The 21,422-nt window shown below is 64.5% G+C and carries 17 protein-coding genes; 7 read left to right on the top strand and 10 right to left on the bottom strand.

The genetic code is table 11. The features are described 5' to 3' along the window. Nucleotide 1 precedes the first annotated feature (1 nt). Nucleotides 2-1,723: a GNAT family N-acetyltransferase gene (locus AC1ROT_RS09925; RefSeq protein ID WP_492998734.1), complete on the bottom strand. Its 1,722-nt coding sequence runs from the start codon at nucleotides 1,721-1,723 to the stop codon at nucleotides 2-4. Between the two features lie 340 nt (nucleotides 1,724-2,063). Between AC1ROT_RS09925 and AC1ROT_RS09920 the strand changes: the two genes are divergently transcribed. Beyond that, nucleotides 2,064-3,512, top strand: coding sequence for a CHAD domain-containing protein (locus AC1ROT_RS09920; RefSeq protein WP_492998733.1), 1,449 nt, complete (start codon nucleotides 2,064-2,066; stop codon nucleotides 3,510-3,512). A gap of 42 nt (nucleotides 3,513-3,554) precedes the next feature. On the opposite strand, the gene AC1ROT_RS09915 is transcribed toward AC1ROT_RS09920, so the two are convergent. The 6 genes from AC1ROT_RS09915 to AC1ROT_RS09890 form a co-directional block, all read right to left on the bottom strand. Continuing rightward, nucleotides 3,555-4,379 (bottom strand): phosphodiesterase, encoded by an 825-nt coding sequence (locus tag AC1ROT_RS09915; RefSeq protein WP_492998731.1) that lies wholly within the window; start codon nucleotides 4,377-4,379, stop codon nucleotides 3,555-3,557. A gap of 24 nt (nucleotides 4,380-4,403) precedes the next feature. Then, entirely contained in the window at nucleotides 4,404-5,450 is a 1,047-nt protein-coding gene (locus AC1ROT_RS09910) for an ABC transporter ATP-binding protein (RefSeq protein ID WP_492998729.1), read from the bottom strand. Further along, the gene (locus tag AC1ROT_RS09905; RefSeq protein ID WP_492972379.1) at nucleotides 5,443-6,255 is read right to left on the bottom strand and encodes an ABC transporter permease; all 813 of its coding nucleotides are present in this window, start codon (nucleotides 6,253-6,255) and stop codon (nucleotides 5,443-5,445) included. Before AC1ROT_RS09905 ends, AC1ROT_RS09910 begins: the two co-directional genes overlap by 8 nt. A gap of 2 nt (nucleotides 6,256-6,257) precedes the next feature. Beyond that, nucleotides 6,258-7,076 (bottom strand): ABC transporter permease, encoded by an 819-nt coding sequence (locus AC1ROT_RS09900; RefSeq protein ID WP_492998728.1) that lies wholly within the window; start codon nucleotides 7,074-7,076, stop codon nucleotides 6,258-6,260. A 131-nt stretch (nucleotides 7,077-7,207) separates the two neighbouring features. Then, nucleotides 7,208-8,218 carry an extracellular solute-binding protein gene (locus tag AC1ROT_RS09895; protein ID WP_492972381.1) on the bottom strand — a complete coding sequence of 337 codons (1,011 nt, stop codon included), beginning with the start codon at nucleotides 8,216-8,218 and terminating at the stop codon, nucleotides 7,208-7,210. Between the two features lie 3 nt (nucleotides 8,219-8,221). Beyond that, nucleotides 8,222-9,034: a DeoR/GlpR family DNA-binding transcription regulator gene (locus tag AC1ROT_RS09890; protein WP_492972382.1), complete on the bottom strand. Its 813-nt coding sequence runs from the start codon at nucleotides 9,032-9,034 to the stop codon at nucleotides 8,222-8,224. Nucleotides 9,035-9,200: 166 nt separating this feature from the next. Between AC1ROT_RS09890 and AC1ROT_RS09885 the strand changes: the two genes are divergently transcribed. Together AC1ROT_RS09885 and AC1ROT_RS09880 are read left to right on the top strand one after the other, a co-directional pair. After that, nucleotides 9,201-10,625 (top strand): sodium:proton antiporter, encoded by a 1,425-nt coding sequence (locus AC1ROT_RS09885; protein ID WP_492998726.1) that lies wholly within the window; start codon nucleotides 9,201-9,203, stop codon nucleotides 10,623-10,625. Between the two features lie 76 nt (nucleotides 10,626-10,701). Then, the gene (locus tag AC1ROT_RS09880; protein ID WP_492998725.1) at nucleotides 10,702-11,163 is read left to right on the top strand and encodes a hypothetical protein; all 462 of its coding nucleotides are present in this window, start codon (nucleotides 10,702-10,704) and stop codon (nucleotides 11,161-11,163) included. Here the strand turns inward: AC1ROT_RS09880 and AC1ROT_RS09875 are convergent. Continuing rightward, nucleotides 11,160-11,360, bottom strand: coding sequence for a superinfection immunity protein (locus tag AC1ROT_RS09875; RefSeq protein WP_492998724.1), 201 nt, complete (start codon nucleotides 11,358-11,360; stop codon nucleotides 11,160-11,162). The two genes, AC1ROT_RS09880 and AC1ROT_RS09875, sit on opposite strands and share 4 nt — an antisense overlap. A 104-nt stretch (nucleotides 11,361-11,464) precedes the next feature. Here AC1ROT_RS09875 and AC1ROT_RS09870 point away from each other — a divergent pair, with 104 nt between their 5' ends. After that, entirely contained in the window at nucleotides 11,465-12,430 is a 966-nt protein-coding gene (locus AC1ROT_RS09870; RefSeq protein WP_492998722.1) for a complex I NDUFA9 subunit family protein, read from the top strand. Between the two features lie 2 nt (nucleotides 12,431-12,432). On the opposite strand, the gene AC1ROT_RS09865 is transcribed toward AC1ROT_RS09870, so the two are convergent. Continuing rightward, nucleotides 12,433-13,311, bottom strand: a complete 879-nt coding sequence (locus AC1ROT_RS09865; RefSeq protein WP_492998721.1) for a LytTR family DNA-binding domain-containing protein — start codon at nucleotides 13,309-13,311, stop codon at nucleotides 12,433-12,435. A gap of 54 nt (nucleotides 13,312-13,365) precedes the next feature. Here AC1ROT_RS09865 and AC1ROT_RS09860 point away from each other — a divergent pair, with 54 nt between their 5' ends. Next, on the top strand, nucleotides 13,366-14,511 hold the full coding sequence (locus AC1ROT_RS09860) for an acyltransferase family protein (protein ID WP_492998719.1): 1,146 nt from the start codon (nucleotides 13,366-13,368) through the stop codon (nucleotides 14,509-14,511). On the opposite strand, the gene AC1ROT_RS09855 is transcribed toward AC1ROT_RS09860, so the two are convergent. Beyond that, nucleotides 14,451-14,978 carry a hypothetical protein gene (locus tag AC1ROT_RS09855; RefSeq protein ID WP_492998717.1) on the bottom strand — a complete coding sequence of 176 codons (528 nt, stop codon included), beginning with the start codon at nucleotides 14,976-14,978 and terminating at the stop codon, nucleotides 14,451-14,453. The genes AC1ROT_RS09860 and AC1ROT_RS09855 overlap by 61 nt on opposite strands. A gap of 414 nt (nucleotides 14,979-15,392) precedes the next feature. Here AC1ROT_RS09855 and AC1ROT_RS09850 point away from each other — a divergent pair, with 414 nt between their 5' ends. Then, nucleotides 15,393-16,838, top strand: coding sequence for an NAD(P)-dependent oxidoreductase (locus tag AC1ROT_RS09850; RefSeq protein WP_492972391.1), 1,446 nt, complete (start codon nucleotides 15,393-15,395; stop codon nucleotides 16,836-16,838). A gap of 11 nt (nucleotides 16,839-16,849) precedes the next feature. Next, nucleotides 16,850-21,397 carry a glutamate synthase large subunit gene (gltB, locus tag AC1ROT_RS09845; RefSeq protein WP_492972392.1) on the top strand — a complete coding sequence of 1,516 codons (4,548 nt, stop codon included), beginning with the start codon at nucleotides 16,850-16,852 and terminating at the stop codon, nucleotides 21,395-21,397. Nucleotides 21,398-21,422 lie beyond the last annotated feature (25 nt).

Raw genomic sequence — 21,422 nt, 5'->3', positions numbered from 1 at the left:
ATCACTCGGCGGCATCGCGCCGCGCGACGGCGCCGGTTTCCTTCCAGGTGACGTTATAGAGGTCGAAGCGGCGGTCCTTCAGATTCTGCACCGTGCCGCTCTGCCGGGCCGCCGCCAGACTGTCGAGCTGGACATCGGCGATGGCCACCATTTCCACATTCGGCGTGGTATCGGCGGCGATGCCGTCACGGGCGAAGGCGAAATCGCAGGGCGTCAGCACGCAGCTCTGGGCATACTGGATGTCCATATTCTCCACATTGGGCAGGTTGCCCACATTGCCCGCCATCACCACGTAGCACTGGTTCTCGATGGCGCGCGCCTGGGCGCAGAACCGCACGCGCTGATAGCTCTGGCGCTCGTCGGTGCAGAAGGGCACGAACAGGATCTGCGCACCCTGGTCGACCAGATGGCGCGACAGTTCGGGGAATTCGGCGTCGTAGCAGATCATCACGCCGATCGGGCCGAAATCGGTCTCGATCACGTTGGAGGTGTCGCCGCCGGTGATGTTCCACCAGTAGCGCTCGTTCGGCGTCGGATGGATCTTGCGCTGTTCGTGCACGGCGCCATCGCGCAGGCAGACATAGCAGATGTTGTAGACATGGCCATCGGCCGGATCGCGGGTTGGATGCGAGCCGCCGATGATATTGATGTTGTAGCTGACCGCCAGTTCGGTAAACAGCGCCTTCAGCCGCTCGGTATAGCGGGTCAGTGCGGCGACCGCCTCGGCGGCCGGCGCGTTGCGGTTCTCGATGGACAGCAGCTGCAGGGTGAAGAGTTCGGGGAACAGCACGAAGTCGGCTTTGTAATCCGCCACCACATCGACGAAATACTCCACCTGCTTGGCGAATTCCTCGAAGGACGCCACCTGGCGCTGCTGATATTGCACGGCGGCGACGCGGGCGGTGCGCGCCCGCAGGGCTGGCTTGGCCGGCGCGTCATGGGCTGTATCGCCGAATTCCGGATTGCGCCAGATCATATGCGTGGCATGGCCGCGCGATTCATGGTCGGTGTCCATGTAGCCGCGCAGCACGCCCAGCGGCTCGAAATTGTTGCGCAGCTGGAAATTGATCACCGGATCGCGCAGGCGGCCGCTCTGCACCAGCTCCAGGTATTTCTCCGCCGATCGCAGCTGCATCCAGCGGCGATGCAGGCCGGGCATGCGGCCGCCGAAGACAATGCCCTTCAGATGCAGATGCTGGCAGAGCTGGCGGCGTGCATTGTAGAGGCGCTGACCCAGACGCAGGCCGCGATAGTCGGGATCGACGCAGACCTCCAGGCCATAGAGCCAGTCGCCCTGGGCGTCGTGACGTGCCGCATAGCCGCGTCCGGTGATGCTTTCCCAGTCATGGGGTTTCAGCACCAGCTTTTCAGCGATGCGGAAGGTGGCGCAGTAACCCACCACCACCTCGTCATAGACGGCGACGAACTGGCCTTCGGGGAAATGATGCTGATGGCCGCGCAGCTGCGCCGCGGTATAGGCGCCGTCCGATCCCATCGCGGCATAGACCTTGCCGGTGAGGGCGCGGATGCCGGGGATGTCATGGGGCGTGGCATTGCGCAGCACCAGGCGCGGCTTTTCCACGGGCCCGGTTTTCGCCCCCGTGCTGCCTTTGGCCAATGCACTGCCTTTGGCCGATGCGCTGCTTTTCGCCGGGGCGCTGCGTTTGCGCGGCGTGGTCTGCTGCAGGGGCTTGGTCTTGGCTTTGACGGAGGGTTTGGTCATGACGGACTCGCTTGGGGAGGGACGGAAAGAAACGCCCCAGGCCCTAGGCAAATTCCCCGGGCAAATTCCGGTCACGGTGTCGCAGCGGCGTAAAATCCGGCGACGGGATATATGGATATATGCGGGGGCTGAAAATAAAGGGCCGTCCGACGGTCTTGGGGGGAAGACCTGTGCCGGACGGCCCGGCAGGCTGCGAAAGCTGCCTGAACCACACTTAAGCCGATAAAAGGGGCGGAATTGAGGCATGGGTCTGCGAGGCTGCGGTTTCGCAGAACTGTAACAATCGTAAACGCCTGAGTTGTTTGACTTTTTCGCCGACGCTCCGATAGAGTCCGCCGCCATGAGCGAACTGCCCGCGCTGCTGCGTCTTGGCCTGGCCCCGGGCTCGCTGACCCGTATACGCAAACATCCCCTGCTGAGCGGCCTTCGCGGCCGCCGCGTGCAGTCCGATCTCCGCCTGCTCGATACCGCCGATCGCCGATTTGCGGCCGATGGCTGGCTCTGTCTCGGCCTCGAGGATAGAGCCGGGCTGCGTCATGCCATGCTGCCAGTCGCGGGTCATGCGACGGGCGATGCACCGGCGGTGGCCGGTGAACTGCAGATCCTCGCCACCGGCACGCTCAAGGGCCAGGCCTGGGCGCTGGAACGCGACGGCCAGAGCCTGGAGCTGCAGGTGCATGGCGTCACGCTTGGCCGCGGCAAGCAGCAGGTGGCTTACGAGGCGCTGGTGCTGCAGGGCGCTGCCGATTCCGCCGCCCCGGCGCTGCATGCCATCGCCGCCGAACTGGGGCTCGATTGCGATCTGCGCTGGAGCGGGGCCGCGCCGCTGGTGCAGGCCGCCGCCGACCTCGATCTGGTCGAACCGCTGCCGCTGCGTGCCGCGGCTTTCGAGACCGGCCTGAGCGAAGACTCCGATACCGCCGCTGCCTTTGTCGCCATCGCCCGGCAGTGCCTGGCGCAGTTCGATGCCAATCTGCTGCCGGTGCTGCGCGACCGCGATGCGGAAGGCGTGCATCAGATGCGGGTGGCGCTGCGCCGGCTGCGCTCGGCGATTGCGCTGTTCGCCGATCTGCTGGATGCCGACCGGCTGTCGCCGCTGCTCGACGATCTGCGCTGGCTCAACGGGCCGCTTGGCCGCAAGCGAGACATTGATGTCTTCCTCGCCGAAACCCTGGTGCCGCTGCAGCGCCTGCCCGATCCGGCACGCGGATTGCAGCATCTGGCCGTGGTGCTGGAGGATCGCCGCACCGCCGCGCAGCAGGCCCTGCAGGCCGCCCTGCTGGCGCCGCGCACCGCCAGCTTCCGTCTCGGCCTGGAGTGTTTTCTCGATGCGGTGCTCGACGGCTCGGCCGTCACCGCGGCTGATATTGCGGCAAAGCCCGTCTCGCACTTCGCCGCCGCGCTGCTGCAGCGGCGTCGCAAGAAGCTGCGCAAGCTCGGCCGCGACCATGCCAGCCTGGAAACCGAGGCGCTGCACGATCTGCGCATCCGCGCCAAGAAGCTGCGCTATGCGGCGGAATTCTTCCGTAGCGCCTTCAGCCGCAAGGAAAGCCGCCGCTTCAGCGTTGCGTTGGCCGAGCTGCAGGATTGCCTGGGCGCTCTGAATGACGCCGCGGTGGGCAGCCGCCTGATCGAGAATATCCTCGCGACGCCGGACCGCGACCCGGCAGCGGCGGCGATCGCCGCCTGGTTTGCCGGCCGCCAGCAGCTGCAGCTCGCCCATCTCGGCGATGCCTGGAACGCCTTCGACAGGATCAAGCCGTTCTGGAAGGACGCGCTGGAAGATTAAGACGTGGATAGCCGGACTTGTTCCTGGTATCCACGTCTTCTCTCAGTCGATCAGCCTGCCGTCCGGACCGTGGAAGGGATGCGGGCCGTCATAATCGCCGATCGCCACCGTATGACTGACCAGTTTTCCGTCATTCCACCAGTGCAGCATGTAGCCCGGTGGCTCCATGGTGAAGCGGCTCGGCGCCGCGTCATCGATATCCAGCGCCACCTGATGCGCCGGGCTCGGGCAGGTCAGCGCGCTGCGGCCGCCGACATCGGCGCGTATCGTGCGATGCAGATGGCCGCAGAGGATCAGGCGGATCTGGCTGTGCTGCGCGACGATGGCCTCGAAGCCGGCGGCACCTTTCAGGCCGATCTTGTCCATATGGCCGATGCCGGTCTGGAACGGCGGATGATGCATCATCACCAGGGTCGGTGCATCGGGCTTCTGCCGCAGGGCTTCATCCAGCCAGGTCAGCCGCGCATCGCACAGCTCGCCACCGCCCTGGCCGGGGATCAGGGTGTCGAGGCCGATGATGCGTAGCGGATAGTCGCCCTCGATCACGAACTGCAGGAAGCTGCCGCGTTCGCGCGGCAGGTAACCGCCGCCGGCGAAGGCGTCGCGCATCGCATCGCGTTCGTCATGATTGCCGGGGATGGCGATGATGCGCTGGCGGATCGGTGCCAGAATGGCTTTCAGATGGTCGTATTCCTCCGGCCGGCCGAGATCGACCAGGTCGCCGGTGAGCAGGATCAGGTCGGGCTGCTGCTTCAGCGTGGCCAGATGGGCGACGCAGCGCTCCAGCATCGCGGCGGTATCGACCTTGCGATAGGCCAGCTTGCCCGGCAGTTTGATATGGGTGTCGGTGATCTGGGCGATCAGCATGGGCGCTGCTCCTTACGCTCGTCCTTACAGAACCAGTATACCGCGCGGGTCGATGGTCAGGCCAACCTGCTCGCCATGGCTGAAATCGCGGCGCGCCGTGCTTTCGATCACCAGCGGCTGTTTCTCGCCGACATCGACAAACAGCCGCGTGCGGTCGCCGAGGAAGAAGGCGGCCGCGACGGTGCCGTGCAGACCGGTCTGCTCGCCGGCTTCGGCGACCCGGATATCCTCAGGCCGGAACAGGATTTCGGTGACATGCGCCGGCGCCTCGGCCCAGGCAAGGTCGCCGGCGCGGCAGGTGAAGATGCCGTTGCGCGCGGCGCCGTTCAGGCGATTCATGGTGCCGATGAAATCGGCGACGAAACGCGTGGCCGGTTTCTGGTAGATGTCGCGCGGCGCGCCGATCTGGGCGACGCGGCCATGCTCCATCACCACGATTCGGTCGCCCAGCGCCATGGCCTCGGCCTGGTCATGGGTCACGTAGATCGCGGTGATCTTCAGGCTGCGCAGCAGCGTGTCGATCTCCAGCCGCAGGGTATCGCGCAGCTTGGCATCGAGGGCCGTGAGCGGTTCGTCGAGAAGCAGCGCGCGCGGCCGCACGGCGAGCGCACGGGCGAGCGCGACGCGCTGGCGCTGACCGCCCGACAGCTGGTCGATCTTGCGGTTGGCCAGCTTCTCGATCTGCATCATGCCCAGCATCTCGCCGACGCGGGTCTTGATCTGGTCGGCCGGCATTTTGCGGATCTTCAGGCCGTAGCCGATGTTTTCGGCCACCGACATGTTGGGGAACAGGGCATAGGACTGGAACACCATGCCGACGTTTCTCTGCTCGATCGGCGTCTGCGTCACATCCTTGCCATCGAACAATACTTTGCCGCCGGCGTCGGGTTCTTCCAGGCCGGCGATGATGCGCAATGTTGTGGTCTTGCCGCAGCCGCTGGGGCCGAGGAAGACCACGGTCTCGCCCGCGTTGATGGAGAGATCGAGCGGCTCCAGCGCGCGGGTGCCGTCGGCGAAGGTCTTGGCGCAGTTGGTCAGCGCAATCGACATCGGGTTGAATTGCTCACGCATGGGTATCGTCCTCGGCGACAAACTTTTTCATTCGCGGCTGCGCAAAGGCCTGCAGGGCCAGCAGCAGCGGCATGATCATCAGGAAGAAGACCAACGTGTAGGCGCTGCCAATCTCCAGCCGGAGCGACGCGTAAGCGTCGGCCAGACCGACCGGCAGCGTCTTGGTGAAGGGTGTGTGCAGCAGCCAGGTCATGTTGAACTCGCCCATCGACAGGGTCACCACCATCAGCGAGCCGGCAAGGATGCCGGTACGGCAGTTGGGCAGCACGATGTCGCGGAAGCGGGCGATGAAGCCGGCGCCGAGCGAGGACGCGCCTTCTTCAAGGGTCTTCAGATCGATGGCCATCAGCACGGCCAGCACGCTGCGCACCATGAAGGGCAGGGTGAACAGCACATGGCCGACCAGGATGAAGCCCCAGCTGGTGCGGAAGCCCGACAGGCTGCCATAGGTGACGATCAGCGCCAGCGCGGTCGCCAATCCAGGGACAGCCACTGGCATCACCAGCAGTTCCTCGATGGCGCGGCTCATCGCGCTCTGGCGCCGCGCCAGCACATAGGCCGTCGGGATGCCGAGGACCAGCGTGACCGCCAGGCAGGCGAGCGAGATGCCGACCGAGAGGAAGATGGTGTCGCGATAGCCGTTCCACACCTCGAAGACCCAGCGCAAGGTCAGTCCGCTTTCGATGCCGACCAGGTAGTTCACCGTCAGGCCCGCCATGATGGAGAGCACCACCGGCACGATCAGGAAGGCGCAAACAATCAGCGTGAAACCGAGCTGCAGGGCGAAGAGCCATTTCTTATGCATGGTCAGCCCGCCGCCGCAACAGTGCCGCCGGCCGCCGTGCGCGCCAGCGCCAGCACGATCCAGGTGACCGCGCCCAAAACGAAACTGAGCGCCGCTGCCATGGCGATATTGGCCGACAGCGTAAACTCGGTATAGATCACCATCGGCAGCACGTTGATGCGCGCCGCCAGCGTAAAGGCCGTGCCGAAGGCGCCGACGGCGGTGGCGAAGCAGATCGCGCCGGCCGAGATTAAGGCGGGCTTGAGCCCCGGGATGATGACATCGACCACGACGCGGAAGGGCGAGGCGCCGAGCGAGCGCGCGGCTTCTTCCAGCTTGGGGTCAAGCTTCTCCGCCGCGGCCATCACGGTGAGGATGGTGCGCGGGATGGAGAAATAGACATAGCCCATGAACAGGCCGGCCAGCGAATAGGCGAAGACGATCTTGTCGCCGGTCAGTGCCTGGGCCACTGTGCCGATCAGGCCCTGGCGGCCGGCCAGCATGATGACCATGAAGCCGATGACCACGCCGGGGAAGGCCAGCGGGAAGGTCAGCATGGCGACCAGCGCGCCGTTGCCGGGAAATTTGTGGCGCTGCAGGAACACGCCGCTGATGCCGCTGATCGCCAGCGTCACCACGGTGGTCAGCGTGGCGACGATCAGCGTGGCGATCAGGCTGTTGAAATAATTCGTGTTGGTGAGGATGGCGGCATAGGCGGCCCAGCCATCCTTGCCGGTGCCGCCGATCAGGAACAGCTCGGCCATCGGAATCAGGAAAAAGGCCGCGAAGAATATGCCGGCCGGCAGCAGAAGCAGAATCAGGCGTCGCGTTTCGCGTTGCATTTTTTACGTCGTTTCCTTCCCAGTCACATCGTCACCCCCGCGAAAGCGGGGGTCCAGGCCGGCGGCTGGTCTGGATTCCCGCTTTCGCGGGAATGACGAGATAACTGTTTAATGTCCGCCTTCACGTAAACTCAGTTCACTTCCTTGTTGTAGCGGTCGACGATCACCTTCTGGGCGACGGCCAGCTTCTTCAGGTCGATCGGCTTGGCACGCGCATAGTCAGCGTCGGGCAGGAACTTCGCCTTGGCGTCGGCCGACAGATGCTGGGCGAAGACCGGGCGCAGATAGGCATTGCCCCACATGGCCTGGCTTTCATCCGAGAGCACGAAGTCCAGCACCTTCTTGCCGTTGTCCGGATTCGGGCCCTTGTTGGTCAGGCCCATCACATAGGGGAAGACCACGCTGCCTTCCTTCGGGATCACGAATTCCACCGGCGACTTGTCGGTGTATTTGCCGCGATAGGCGTTGAAGTCGTAATCCAGCAGGATCGGGATTTCGCCCGAGATGACGCGGGCATACGACGTCTGCTTCGGCACGATCGGCTGGTTCTTCTGCAGGTCCTTGAAGTATTTGATGCCGGCATCGAGGTTGTCGTAGCTGCCGCCGAGCGCGAGGTTCACCGCCATCACGCCGAGCTGGCCGACGGCCGCCGAGGTGGGATCGAGATAGCCGACCAGGCCCTTGTATTCGGGCTTCAGCAGGTCGGCCCAGCTCTGCGGCACCGGCTTGTTGCCCAGCGCCTGCTTGTTGACGAACAGGCCGAGCGTACCCGAGTGGATGGTGAACCAGTTGCCGTCCGGATCCTTCAGGTCGGCGGGGATCTTGTCCCAGTTCACCGGCTTGTAGGGCGACAGCACGCCGGCATCCTTGGCCGGATCGGCGGCAATGCCGCCCAGATAGGTGACATCGGCGACCGGATTGGCCTTCTCGGCGATCAGGGCGGCGATGGCCTGGCCGGAATTCTTGTTGTCCGGCGGCACGGTGATGCCGAGCTTGGACTGGATGACTTTAAGCTGCGAGCCCCAGTCGGCCCATTCCGGCGGGCAGTTGTAGCAGATGGCGCGCTGCTGCGCCGATGCGTCGGCGATGCTGCCGAGCGTAGCGATGCCGAGTACAGTCGCCAGAAGAATACGTTTGAACATGATTCAGCCTCTCCCGTTGGTAGGTGCAGTATGAGCGGCGTCGTCGGACCAGACGACGAGACGGATGCCGGCTTCTTTCAACTGGCCGGCAATGGCGGGAGGCACCGGCCTGTCGGTGAAGACAGCGGTCGCCTCGGTGATATGGCCGCCGCGCACCGTGGCGTTGCGGCCGAATTTCGAATGGTCGAGCACCAGGAAGCGCTGGCGGCAGTGCTGCGCCAGGCTCTGGCGCATATGCACCTCGTCGGGACTGAAATCGAGCAGCGTGCCGTCCTCGGCCACGCCGGCGACGCCGAAGATGCCGATATCGGCATTGAAGCGGCTGAAGAAGCCATGGGCCTCGCCGGCGATCACGTCGCGGTCGAGATTGCGCATGCGGCCGCCGGCCAGCGTGATCTCGCAGGACGGATTGCGTGCCAGCGCCATCGCCACATTCACGTTGTTGGTCATCACCCGCAGGCTGGCGTGATCGAGCAGGGCCAGCGCGCATTGCTCGGGCGTGGTGCCGATGCCGAAGAACAGCGAGGCGTTTTCGGGAATTTCGCCGGCGACCAGTTCGCCGATGCGGCGCTTGGCCTGGTAGTTCAGCACCTGGCGCGCGGGATAGGCGAGGTTCTCGCCCTCGGGCGGCAGCTCGACGCCGCCATGGCGACGCCGCAGCAGGCCGCGGTCGCAGAGCAGGGTGACGTCGCGCCGGATGGTCTGTTCGGTCTTGCCGAGCTGGCCCGCCAGCGCCTTGATGGTCTGATAGCCCTGCGCCTCCACCACGGCGATGATGGCGCGCGCGCGGTCGTCGGCCGAAAGCTCGGCTGCCATGGTCGTTTCCTGTCCCATTCGGCTGCTCATGTGCGAATGATGATTGGCAGCCGTTTATTTCGGTAAAATGACACGCGAATGATGATTTTGCTACTCACTAAATGAAAATAGACGATAGAGGTCCCTCAGGTTGTTGTGCAGTGCGAAAAGGTGGCAGGGTGAGGGTATGCGACAGATTCTGATCCCTGCCTGCAGCCTTCTTCTTCTCATCCTGATTGCCGCACCGGCGCATGCCGCCGGGCTCGACGGCGCGGGCCTGAGCCTGGTCTGGGGCCTGCCCTTTGCCGGCATTTTACTGTCGATTGCACTCCTGCCGCTGATCGTGCCAGCCTTCTGGCATCACCATTACGGCAAGATCGCCGGCTTCTGGGCCCTGGCCTTCCTGGTCCCCTACGGCCTGCGCGACGGCATCAGCGCGGCGGCCCATGTGATGGCCGATGTGGCGCTGCTGGAATACCTGCCCTTCACCATTCTGCTGCTGGCACTGTTCACCATCGCCGGCGGCGTGTGCATCACCGGTAACCTGCACGGCAGTCCGCGACTCAACACCGGCCTGTTGGCGCTCGGCACACTGCTCGCCAGTCTCATGGGCACCACCGGCGCGGCCATGCTGCTGATCCGGCCGCTGCTGCGCGCCAACGACAACCGGCCGCATAACGTACATGTGGTGGTGTTCTTCATTTTCCTGGTCGCCAATATCGGTGGCGCACTGACGCCGCTGGGCGATCCGCCGCTGTTCCTCGGATTCCTCAACGGCGTCGATTTCTTCTGGACGCTGCGGGCGATGCTGACGCCGACGCTGTTGCTCAGCATCATCCTGCTGGGCGTCTTCTATGTCATAGACCGGCATTACTATCTGAAGGACGGCATCGTCCACGATCCGACGCCCGATACGCGCGGCCCATTCTTCAATGGTCTGGGCGTCGAGGGCGGGATCAATCTGTTGCTGCTCGGCGGCGTGATCGGAGCCGTGCTACTGTCAGGCGCTTGGAAGCCGGCGCTGCAGCTGAATGTTTTCGGCATCCCGGTGGCGCCGCAGAATCTGGCGCGCGACATTCTTCTGCTTTTGCTGGCTGGCCTGTCTCTGCTGGTGACGAAACGCGACAGCCGCATCGCCAACGGCTTCACCTGGGAGCCGATTGCCGAGGTCGCAAAACTGTTCGCCGGCATCTTCATCACCATCTTCCCGGTGATCGCCATCCTGCGTGCCGGCAGCGACGGGGCGCTGGCCGGCCTGATCGCGCTCAGCAGCGATGCCGACGGCGCGCCGCGCGACGAGATGTATTTCTGGCTCACCGGCCTGCTGTCCGCCTTCCTGGATAATGCGCCGACCTATCTGGTGTTCTTCCACATGGCTGGCGGCGATGCGCAGGCGCTGATAGGGCCGCTGGCCTCGACCTTGCTGGCGATCTCGATGGGGGCGGTCTATATGGGCGCGCTCACCTATATCGGCAACGCGCCGAACTTCATGGTGAAAGCGATCGCCGAACAGGCCGGCATCCGCATGCCCGGTTTCTTTGGCTACATGCTGTGGTCTTTCCCGATCCTGCTGCTGCCGTTCGGGCTGGTGACGCTGATCTGGCTGCTCTAGGGCCTGTCGCGGCACTAAGCGACGGCTGGTGAGTTCTTGTCAGGACCGATTTCTCCTCGCACCTGAAGGACTCCCGATGAAACAGCAGAAAACCGCCCGGCGCGGTGCGGCCGCGCTCCGCATGACGGCGATCAAGACGGCGGCGCTGGGCGTTGCCTCCGGGCAGGTGATTGCCCGGCGGCTGACGCTCGCAGCCCGGGGCGATCATGCGGAAGCTGGTCGCATGGTGCCGGAAAAGCTCGGCGCCGCAGCGCTGTCGGGCCTGGTGGTGATGCAGCACACGATGCGGATGACCACGCGAATGAGCGGTTTCGCCATGGCCGAGGTATTCCGCATGGCCAGCGTGGCGCAGATGGTGGCGAGCGCGCGGACGCCGGCGGCGGCTTTCGCGGCACAGTTCAATTTCATGCAGGCCTGGCTGTCGCGCTGGCAGGATCAGTCGATGCAGCTGGGTACGGCGCTGACCCGGTCCGGCAGCGCGGCGCTGGCGCCGGTGCAGCGGGTGGCGGCGGGCAATGTCCGGCGGCTTGGCGGTTAAAGCGGTGCTGCCTTCGGCCGGCTGAGCGCCAGGCCCAGGCAGACCGCCCAGCCGATCACGGTCCAGCCGACCAGCAGGTTGGCGACCATGATCTTCTGGCGCCAGCGGTGATTGCGCCGCCAGGCCAGCAGGCTGGGCAGGAAATAGACGGCGCCCAGCAGCAGGCCCATGACAACGGTGGGGAATCCGGCACCCATGCGGGCAGGATACGCGGCTCCTGCGACACTGCAAAGCATTGGCGGCGGCGGCAAAATCGCTATAGTCCGGCCTAGATTTCGCTTCATTGCAGGGGAATGGCGCCATGTCGCTGCGCAACCAGCTTGTCACCGTGTTCGGCGGGTCCGGTTTCATCGGCCGCTATGTCGTCCAGAAGCTGGCCCAGCAGGGCGCCCGGATGAAGGTGGCGATCCGCCGTCCCGAGGAAGGCCTGTTCCTCAAGCCGATGGGTGCGGTCGGCCAGATCGAGATCGTGCAGGCCAATATCCGCGTCGCCCCCTCGGTGCAGGCGGCCGTGCAGGGTTCGGATGCGGTGATCAACTGCGTCGGCATCCTGTTCGAGCGTGGCGCGCAGAAATTCGGCGCTGTTCAGGCGCGGGGCGCGGAATTGATCGCTGCGGCTGCCACGGAAGCCGGTGCGAAGAAGCTGGTTCATGTTTCCGCCATCGGTGCCAATGCCGACAGCGGTTCGGACTATGCGAAGAGTAAGGCGGCCGGCGAGGCCGGTGTGCAGCGCCGCTTTGCCGGCGCCACCATCATCCGCCCGAGCGTGGTATTCGGCCCGGAAGACGATTTCTTCAACCGCTTCGCCTCCATGGCGGCGATGACCCCGGTGCTGCCGCTGGTCGATGGCGGTCATACCAAGTTGCAGCCGGTCTATGTTGGCGATGTGGCCGAGGCGATCGTGCGGTCGCTGACCGATGACAGTGCCGTGGGCCAGACCTACGAACTCGGCGGGCCCAAGACCTACAGCATGAAAGAGATCATGCAGCTCACGCTGGCCGCCATCCACAAGAAGCGCCTGCTGGTGCCGGTGCCGGGCTTCGCGCTCAAGCCGCTGGCCTTTGCGCTGGAGCTGCAGCCGATCTTCGCGCCGCCGATCACCCGCGACCAGATCGCGCTGCTGAAAGCCGACAATGTGGTGAGCGAAGGCGCGAAGAACCTGAAGGATCTTGGCATCGAGGCGCCGACTCCGGTGGAAGGCCTGATCGAGACCTATCTCTACCGCTACCGTCGCGGCGGCGGCAAATTCGAACCGCGCTTCTCGTAAATCTAAAGTCCTGAACTGTCGCGCCAGCGCCGGCTGCCGGCGATCTGGCGGCCGTCATTCAGTGTCAGCGTGAAATCGCCGCTGTCGTTGCCGGCCAGGCTGCGCACATGGCGGCGGTTGACCAGGCGCGAGCGGTGGATGCGCACGAAATCCTGGTCGGCCAGATCCTCTTCGAGCGAGGCTAGAGTCTGCCTTTGCAAGAGGCTGCGGTGGGCCAGATGCAGCTCGACGTAATTGCCGGCGGCTTCAGCCCATAGAATCTCGGCCGGATCCAGCCAGGTGCGTTTCGCGCCATCGCGGATTTCCAGGCGCCGCGGCGTGGTTGCTGTGGCCGGCACGGTCACCACGGTGACGGCGGCGCGGCGGCGGGCGGCGGCGAACAGCCAGGCCAGCGCCACCAGGCCCAGATAGATCACCACGTCCTTGCGCACTTCATAGAGCAGCTGCAGGCCGAGCTGGTCCTCGCGGCCGAAGCGGTAGGTCTGGCCGAACAGCGGAAACAGCAGGATGCGCAGCGCCGCCATGCCGGCGATATGCAGGGCGCTGCCGATGGCGAAGCCGCACAGATGCCCGGCGATGACGCGCGGCCAGCCCAGCCGGGCGGGATCGAGCCTGGCGCTGAGCCGCAGCAGCCAGGGGGTGAGCGCGAACAGCACCGCCACGCTGGTCAGTTCGGTGACGGCATAGCACCAGCCCGGCAGGGCGATGCCGTTGCGGGTATCCTCGATCCAGAAGGAGGAGGCGCCCAGCCCGGCGGCGATCAGCAGGGCCGCCGCATAGCCGAACCACAGCCGTGGCGAAAAGCCGATATAATCCGCAATATTGCCGCTCGTCACAGCAGCCCCGCCGCTCGTCCCGGCGATATTGGCATTGGCGTTCACGGTCGGCTAACCCGGCCAGGACGTCTTGCTTCTGCTGTCACGGAAAAGGGTTCCATGTCTGGTATGTCTGAACGCCGTTACGATCTCGACTGGCTGCGCATCGCCGCCTTCGGACTGCTGATCCTATACCATATCGGCATGTTTTTCGTCTCCTGGGACTGGCATGTGAAAAGCGCCCATGCCGGCCCGGGAGATCCACTTGGTCTGCAGCCGCTGATGGTGCTGACCAATCCCTGGCGGCTGGCGCTGCTATTCCTGATCGCCGGCTGCGCCACGCGGTTCATGGCCGACAAGACATCGCGCGGTGCCATGGCGAAAAGTCGCAGCGCCCGGCTCCTGCTGCCGCTGGTCTTCGGCATGCTGGTGATCGTGCCGCCGCAGACCTATGCCGAGATCGTCGAGAAGCTGGGCTATGCCGAGGGCTGGGTGGCCTTCTATGTGAAATACATCTCGTTTTATGACGGCTGGCGGATCAAGGGCGCGCCGCTGATCGTGCCGACCTGGAATCACCTGTGGTTCGTTGCCTATCTCTGGGTCTACAGCATGATCGTGATCGGGCTGCGGCCCTGGCTGCATGGCGATGCGATGCGTGGCCTGGTGGCATGGCTGGAAACCATGCTCGGCCGTCCGCTGGTGCTGCTGCTGGCGCCGGCGCTGCTGCTGATCTTGCTGCGTCTTACCTTGCGGCCGCTGTTCGGCGAAACCCATGCGCTGTTCGACGACTGGTATCTGCATCCGGTCTATCTTGCGCTGTTCCTGTTCGGCTATGGCATCGCGAAATCCGATGCGGTGTGGATGGCGATCGACCGCCTGCGCTGGGCGGCGCTGCTGCTGGGGCTCGCCTGTTATGCCACCATCGTCTGGGTCATGCTGGGCGGCGCGGTGCCGGGCTGGATGCGGCCGGTGCTGCTGGCCGGCGACCAGTGGGTCTGGATCCTGGCATTGCTCGGCTTCGCGCGCCGGCTGCTTAACCATGATGGTCCCGCACGGCGCTACCTCACCGATGCGATCTTTCCCTTCTACATCATCCACCAGACGGTGATCGTGGTGCTGGGTCATAACCTCACCCCGCTTGGCCTGCCGGCGTGGCAGGAAGGTGTGATCCTGATTGCAGCGACCGCGACGGCGTGTTTCACCGGCTACGAAATCGTGCGGCGCGTGGAATGGCTGCGGCCGCTATTCGGATTGCGGAGGCGGTAAGTCTTGTATCGGGGCTGCCAGTGCGGATCGAAAACCATCCCGTGCTGGCCGGCCCAGTTTTCGGGACCCCGTTGAGTCAGGGGCATATCCATAAAACAGTTTTCCCAGACGGGTTCCGGACAAGCAGGTCCAACCGTGTGCGAGGGACGCATATCGTAGCGTGCCTGCGGATAGGCCTCGGCCAGCGCATCGGAAAAAACCTGCCAGTCGGCATAGGTGAACCAGATATAGCGGGTCTTGACGGAAAATTTCTCTGTCATCACCTGTTCTCCGCGCGCATGGCAGTCGTCACTGGCAGCGCGCGGAGAACAGGTGATGACCTCATCATGCCGATCGACATCGTCGCGGTCATTGGCCGCTTCGACCCCAACCGGACCGCGCAGCTTGAAGACGTCCGCTTCGGAAACCTCCGGCCCCACAGGGCGCGGATAAGAGCGGGGGTGACGGTCGGGGGAGGAGAGAGGCATGGCGGGGCTCCGGCGTTTCTTTTTAATGTACCCTATATGTTCTTATGCTGCAACCTCAATCTGCACCAGCAATAATTTGCAACCGCAAGGATTCTTGTGTGCCCAATTAGGCATCACCGGACCAATAAATATTTTCAATAGCTTGTGCGTCATATAGTATCATATCGGTCCTATTTATGAGTCATCCATAGGGGCGAGCCCTGTTCAGGCCCCATAAACAGAAGACGCAACAATCGAAAAGGTCAACAAAGATGACCTATCGAACATTTTTTGCTTGATTGCCAAGCTCTGGGGCAATAAAAGGTGCATTCCGCCCCAGCGTACCGGCCTTTCGCGTCTTTCGATGACACAGACCTGCGCCCGGGGTGTCCCTGAGTTCTTACTATCCCTGCCCCCAGGGTTCCGGAGTTCGCGATGGCCGAGAAGATGCTGAAGTTCGTGCAGACCGCCCAGGCCATGCCTGACAAGCGCGCGGCCACCGAACGCGCTCACGACTTCGACGAGATTTACCGCGAATTCGCCGCCACCAAGGCCGATGAGCAGGCCTCGCGCTGCTCGCAATGCGGCGTGCCCTTCTGTCAGGTGCATTGCCCGCTGCACAACAACATCCCCGACTGGCTGCGCATGACCGCCGAGGGCCGCCTGGAAGAGGCCTATGAGATCAGCCAGGCGACCAACACCTTCCCGGAAGTCTGTGGCCGCATCTGCCCGCAGGACCGGCTCTGCGAAGGCAACTGCGTGATCGAGCAGTCGGGCCATGGCACCGTCACCATCGGCTCGATCGAGAAATACATCACCGAGAAGGCCTTCGAGGAAGGCTGGGTGCAGGCCCCGCATCCGGTGAACGGCGAGCGGGCGCAGAGCATCGGCATCATCGGCGCCGGTCCGGCCGGCCTTGCCGCCGCCGACAAGCTGCGCCGGCTGGGCTACCAGGTGCATGTCTACGACCGCTACGACCGTCCCGGCGGCCTGATGATCTATGGCATCCCGAACTTCAAGCTGGAGAAGAGCGTGGTCGAGCGCCGCTCCAAGCTGTTCGCCGAAGCCGGTGTGACATTCCATCTCAATTTCGAAGTCGGCCGCGACGCCACGCTGGACGAGCTGCGCAAGAAACACGATGCCGTGCTGATCGCCACCGGCGTCTACAAGGCACGCGACATCCAGGCCCCGGGTTCGGGACTCGACAATATCGTGCCGGCGATGACCTATCTCACCGCCAGCAACAAGCATGGCCTGGGCGACACGGTCGCCGAGTATGAAAGCGGCAAGCTGAACGCCGCCGGCAAGAAGGTGGTGGTCATCGGCGGCGGCGACACCGCGATGGACTGCGTGCGCACCGCGATCCGCCAGGGCGCCACGGCCGTGCACTGCCTGTATCGCCGCGACAAGGCCAACATGCCGGGCTCGATGCGCGAAGTGAAGAATGCCGAGGAAGAGGGCGTCGAGTTCGTCTGGCTCAGCTTGCCGAAAAGCTTCCGCGGCGAGGGCGATGTCACGGCTGTTCATGCCGGCCGCATGAAGCTCGGTCCGGCCGATGCCGGCGGCCGCCAGATGCCGGTGGAAATTGAAAATGCTGATTTCGACCAGCCGGCCGATCTCGTCATCAAGGCACTGGGCTTCGATCCGGAAGAGCTGCCGCAGCAGTTCAAGGCGCCGAACCTGGAAGTCACCCGCTGGGGCACCGTGAAGATTTCGGCGCGCAGCAAGATGACCAACATGCCGGGCGTGTTCGCGGCCGGCGACATCGTGCGCGGTGCCAGCCTCGTCGTCTGGGCGATCCGCGACGGCCGCGACTGTGCCGACGCCATCCACAGCTATATCCAGGCCAAGCTGCAGCCGGCGGCTGCAGCGGCGGAGTGAGGAGTCAGACCATGAGCGACATCGAACAAAATTACGTCGAGCAGTGGAACGACAACGTCAAGCACCTGACCGAGACCGGCATGTACCGGCCCGAGGAGGAGCATGACGCCTGCGGCGTCGGCCTGATCGCCTCGCTGGACGGCCAGCCGCATCGCAGCGTCGTTGCCGCCGGCATCATGGCGCTGAAGGCTTTGTGGCATCGCGGTGCGGTGGACGCCGATGGCAAGACCGGCGACGGCGCCGGCATCCATGTGCAGATCCCGCAGGACTTCTTCCGCGAGCATGTGCGCCGCTCGGGCTTCGAGCCGGGCGAGGGCAAGCTCGGGCTGGGCCAGGTCTTCCTGCCCAAGACCGATCTGTCGGCGCAGGAAACCTGCCGCACCATCGTTGAGACCGCGATCCTGGATTTCGGCTATGGCATCTACGGCTGGCGCCAGGTGCCGGTCGACGCCACCATCATCGGCGAGAAGGCCAATGCCACCCGGCCGGAAATCGAGCAGGTTCTGATCGAGAACCGCCATGGCAAGGATGACAACGCGTTTGAGCGCGACCTCTTCCTGATCCGCCGCCGCATCGAGAAGCAGGTGCTCAATGCGCATATCAGCGACTTCTATATCTGCTCGCTCTCCTGCCGCTCGGTGATCTACAAGGGCATGTTCCTGGCCGAGCAGATCGACTATTTCTATCCCGATCTGCAGGACGAGCGTTTCGTCTCGACCTTTGCCATCTATCACCAGCGCTATTCGACCAACACCTTCCCGACCTGGCGCCTGGCCCAGCCCTTCCGCATGCTCGCCCATAACGGCGAGATCAACACGCTGCGCGGCAACGTCAACTGGATGAAGAGTCACGAGATCAAGATGGCCTCCGAGGCCTTTGGCGATCTCTCCGACGACATCAAGCCGATCGTGCAGTCGGGCTCGTCTGACTCCGCCGCGCTTGACAGCGTGTTCGAGGTGCTGGTGCGTGCCGGCCGTACCGCGCCGATGGTGAAGACCATCCTGATTCCGGAGCCGACATCGAACAAGCCGCTGATGCCGCAGTCGCATCGCGACCTCTATGCCTATTGCAACTCGATCATGGAGCCCTGGGACGGCCCGGCGGCGATCTGCGCCACCGACGGCCGCTGGGCGGTGGCAGGGCTCGACCGCAACGGCCTGCGTCCGATCCGCTACACCGTGACCACCGACAACCTTCTCATTGTCGGTTCGGAAACCGGCATGGTGCCGGTGCCCGAGCAGAAGGTGGTGAAAAAGGGCCGCGTCGGTCCCGGCGACATGATCGCCATCGACCTGAAGAAGGGCCGCTTCTATCTCGACCGCGAGATCAAGGACAAGCTGGCCGGCGAGCACCCCTACGGCGAGTGGGTCAAGAACATCCTGACGCTGGACAAGATCAAGGATGCCGCGCCGCTGACCAAGACCTTCAGCAAGGATGAGCTGCGCCGCTCCCAGCTGGCCTTCGGCCTGACGCTGGAAGACATGGAGCTGATCCTGCATCCGATGGGCGAGGACGCCAAGGAAGCCATCGGCTCGATGGGCGACGACACGCCGATCGCCGTGCTGTCGGAACATTATCGCGGCCTGCATCACTTCTTCCGCCAGCAGTTCAGCCAGGTCACCAATCCGCCGATCGACTCGCTTCGCGAAAAGCGCGTGATGAGCTTGCGCACCCGCATGGGCAACCTCACCAACGTGCTGGACGAGGATGCCAAGCAGGTCGCCATCCTGCTCCTGGAAAGCCCCTGCCTGTCGAATGCCGATCTGGCGCGCGTGCTGAAATACGCCGAGAAGACCACGGCGAAGATCGACTGCACCTTCCCGGTCGATGCCGGCGAGGGCGGGCTGCGCGACGGCCTGAAGCGCATCCGCGCCGAGGCCGAGAATGCCGTGCGCGGCGGCGCCGCCCATATCGTGCTGACCGACGAGGGCATGAATGCTGCCCGCGCCGCGATCCCGATGATCCTGGCCACCGGCGCCGTGCACAGCCACCTGGTGCGCCAGGGCCTGCGCACCTTCACGTCTTTGACCGTGCGCTCGGGCGAATGCCTGGACGTGCATTACTTCGCCGTGCTGATCGGCGTCGGCGCCACCAGCGTCAACGCGTATCTGGCCGAGGCCTGCCTGGTCGACCGCGTCAATCGCGGCCTGCTCGGCAAGCTGACGGCGGAAGAAGCCGTGAACCGCTTCAAGGATGCGGTCGATGGCGGCCTGCTCAAGGTGATGTCGAAGATGGGCATCTCGGTGATCAGCTCCTATCGCGGCGGCTACAACTTCGAGGCGCTCGGCCTGTCCCGTTCGCTGGTGGCCGATCTCTTCCCCGGCATGCCCTCGCGCATTTCCGGCATCGGCCTGCTCGGCATTCAGAAGATGGTGCTCGGCCTTCATGCCAAGGCCTATCGCCAGGATGTGACGGCGCTGCCCGTGGGCGGCATCTATCGCTACCGGCGCGGCGGCGAGGCCCATGCCTGGGAAGCCAGCCTGATCCATATGATGCAGGAAGCGGTGGGTGGCGAGAATTACACGCTGTTCAAGAAATACACGGCCGGTCTGCGCGAATTGCCGCCGATCTCGGTGCGCGACCTGCTGGAAATCAAGCCGGCCGGCGGTGCCATCCCGATCGAGCAGGTGGAAAGCGTCACCGAAATCCGCAAGCGCTTCATCACGCCCGGCATGTCGCTTGGCGCGCTCGGCCCGGAAGCCCATGAGACGCTGACGATTGCGATGAACCGCATCGGCGCCAAGTCGGATTCCGGCGAGGGCGGCGAGGCACCTGAGAATTTCAAGCCGCGTCCCAACGGCGACAACGCCAACTCGGCCATCAAGCAGGTGGCGTCAGGCCGCTTCGGCGTCACGGCGGAATATCTCAACAACTGTCGTGAGCTGGAAATCAAGGTCGCCCAGGGCGCCAAGCCCGGTGAGGGCGGCCAGCTGCCCGGCTTCAAGGTCACTGAGCTGATCGCCAAGCGCCGCATGTCGACGCCCGGCGTGATGCTGATCTCGCCGCCGCCGCATCACGACATCTATTCGATCGAGGATCTGGCGCAGCTGATCTACGACCTGAAGCAGATCAACCCGGAAGCCCAGGTGGCGGTCAAGCTGGTGTCGGAAGCCGGCATCGGCACGATTGCGGCCGGCGTGGCCAAGGCGAAGGCCGACGTCATCCTGGTGTCCGGCCATGTCGGCGGCACCGGCGCCTCGCCGCAGACTTCGGTGAAATATGCCGGCACGCCCTGGGAAATGGGCCTGTCGGAAGTCAACCAGGTGCTGACCCTGAACAAGCTGCGCCATCGCGTGAAGCTGCGCACCGATGGCGGGCTGAAGTCGGGCCGCGACATCGTCATCGCCGCCATGCTGGGCGCCGAAGAGTATGGCATCGGCACGGCGGCGCTGGTGGCGATGGGCTGCATCATGGTGCGCCAGTGCCATTCCAACACCTGCCCGGTCGGCGTCTGCACGCAGAATGACGCGCTGCGCCAGAAGTTCACCGGCACGCCGGAGAAGGTGATCAACCTGTTCAGCTTCATCGCCGAAGAGGTGCGCGAGATCCTGGCCAGCCTAGGCGTGAAGTCGATCACCGAGATCATCGGCCGCACCGACCTGCTGATGCAGGTCAGCCGCGGCGGCGCGCATCTCGACGATCTGGATCTCAACCCGATCCTGGCCCAGGCCGACAGCGGCGACCATGCGCGCTACTGCACGCTGGAAGGCCGCAACGAAGTGCCCGATACGCTGGACGCCCAGATGCTGGGCGATGCGGCGCCGGTGTTCAGCCATGGCGAGAAGATGCAGCTCGCCTACAACATCCGGAACACCCATCGCGCCATCGGCACGCGGCTGTCCTCGCATCTGGTGCGCAAGTTCGGCATGACCGGGCTCAAGCCCGGCCATATCACCGCGCGCCTCACCGGGTCGGCCGGCCAGTCGCTCGGCGCCTTCGCCGTGCAGGGCCTCAAGCTGGAAGTCTTCGGCGATGCCAACGACTATGTCGGCAAGGGTCTGTCGGGCGGCACCATCGTGGTGCGTCCGTCGCCGGCCTCGCCGCTGATGCCCAAGACCAACGAGAATACCATCATCGGCAACACCGTTCTCTATGGCGCCACCAGCGGCAAGCTGTTTGCCGCCGGCCAGGCGGGCGAACGCTTCTGCGTGCGCAACTCCGGCGCCACCACGGTGATCGAGGGCTGCGGTTCGAACGGCTGCGAATACATGACCGGCGGCCGTGTCGTGGTGCTGGGCAAGGTGGGCGACAACTTCGGCGCCGGCATGACCGGCGGCATGGCCTTCGTCTACGATGCCGAGGACCAGCTGCCGATCGCCATCAACGACGAGAGCGTGGTCTACCAGCGCATTGCCTCCAGCTACTGGGAGGGCGTACTGCGCGGCCTGATCGACGAGCATATCCGCGAGACCCAGTCGGTCTTCGCCAGCAACCTGTTCAGCGACTGGGATGTCGCCAAGACCAAGTTCTGGCAGATCTGCCCGAAGGAGATGGTGGCCCGCCTGGAACACCCGCTCGGCCCGGTCGCGGCTGTGGAAGCCGGCGCCAAGCGCGCCTGAGACTTCTGGTTTCCGGCCTGCCCAA

The organism is Ferrovibrio sp. GW821-FHT12E11 (genome assembly GCF_058806975.1).
The sequence above is the reverse complement of the archived record's forward strand: the minus strand, read 5'-3'. Positions and strand labels throughout refer to the sequence as shown.

Bases quoted from the DNA above. Each gene is read 5' to 3' on its own strand.
- AC1ROT_RS09880 (WP_492998725.1), top strand. From the start codon at position 10,702: ATGAAACAGCAGAAAACCGCCCGGCGCGGTGCGGCCGCGCTCCGCATG.
- AC1ROT_RS09915 (WP_492998731.1), bottom strand. From the start codon at position 4,379: ATGCTGATCGCCCAGATCACCGACACCCATATCAAACTGCCGGGCAAG.
- gltB (WP_492972392.1), top strand. From the start codon at position 16,850: ATGAGCGACATCGAACAAAATTACGTCGAGCAGTGGAACGACAACGTC.
- AC1ROT_RS09910 (WP_492998729.1), bottom strand. From the start codon at position 5,450: ATGCGTGAGCAATTCAACCCGATGTCGATTGCGCTGACCAACTGCGCC.
- AC1ROT_RS09875 (WP_492998724.1), bottom strand. From the start codon at position 11,360: ATGGGTGCCGGATTCCCCACCGTTGTCATGGGCCTGCTGCTGGGCGCC.
- AC1ROT_RS09925 (WP_492998734.1), bottom strand. From the start codon at position 1,723: ATGACCAAACCCTCCGTCAAAGCCAAGACCAAGCCCCTGCAGCAGACC.
- AC1ROT_RS09870 (WP_492998722.1), top strand. From the start codon at position 11,465: ATGTCGCTGCGCAACCAGCTTGTCACCGTGTTCGGCGGGTCCGGTTTC.
- AC1ROT_RS09850 (WP_492972391.1), top strand. From the start codon at position 15,393: ATGGCCGAGAAGATGCTGAAGTTCGTGCAGACCGCCCAGGCCATGCCT.
- AC1ROT_RS09920 (WP_492998733.1), top strand. From the start codon at position 2,064: ATGAGCGAACTGCCCGCGCTGCTGCGTCTTGGCCTGGCCCCGGGCTCG.
- AC1ROT_RS09900 (WP_492998728.1), bottom strand. From the start codon at position 7,076: ATGCAACGCGAAACGCGACGCCTGATTCTGCTTCTGCTGCCGGCCGGC.
- AC1ROT_RS09895 (WP_492972381.1), bottom strand. From the start codon at position 8,218: ATGTTCAAACGTATTCTTCTGGCGACTGTACTCGGCATCGCTACGCTC.
- AC1ROT_RS09860 (WP_492998719.1), top strand. From the start codon at position 13,366: ATGTCTGGTATGTCTGAACGCCGTTACGATCTCGACTGGCTGCGCATC.
- AC1ROT_RS09890 (WP_492972382.1), bottom strand. From the start codon at position 9,034: ATGGCAGCCGAGCTTTCGGCCGACGACCGCGCGCGCGCCATCATCGCC.
- AC1ROT_RS09885 (WP_492998726.1), top strand. From the start codon at position 9,201: ATGCGACAGATTCTGATCCCTGCCTGCAGCCTTCTTCTTCTCATCCTG.
- AC1ROT_RS09905 (WP_492972379.1), bottom strand. From the start codon at position 6,255: ATGCATAAGAAATGGCTCTTCGCCCTGCAGCTCGGTTTCACGCTGATT.
- AC1ROT_RS09855 (WP_492998717.1), bottom strand. From the start codon at position 14,978: ATGCCTCTCTCCTCCCCCGACCGTCACCCCCGCTCTTATCCGCGCCCT.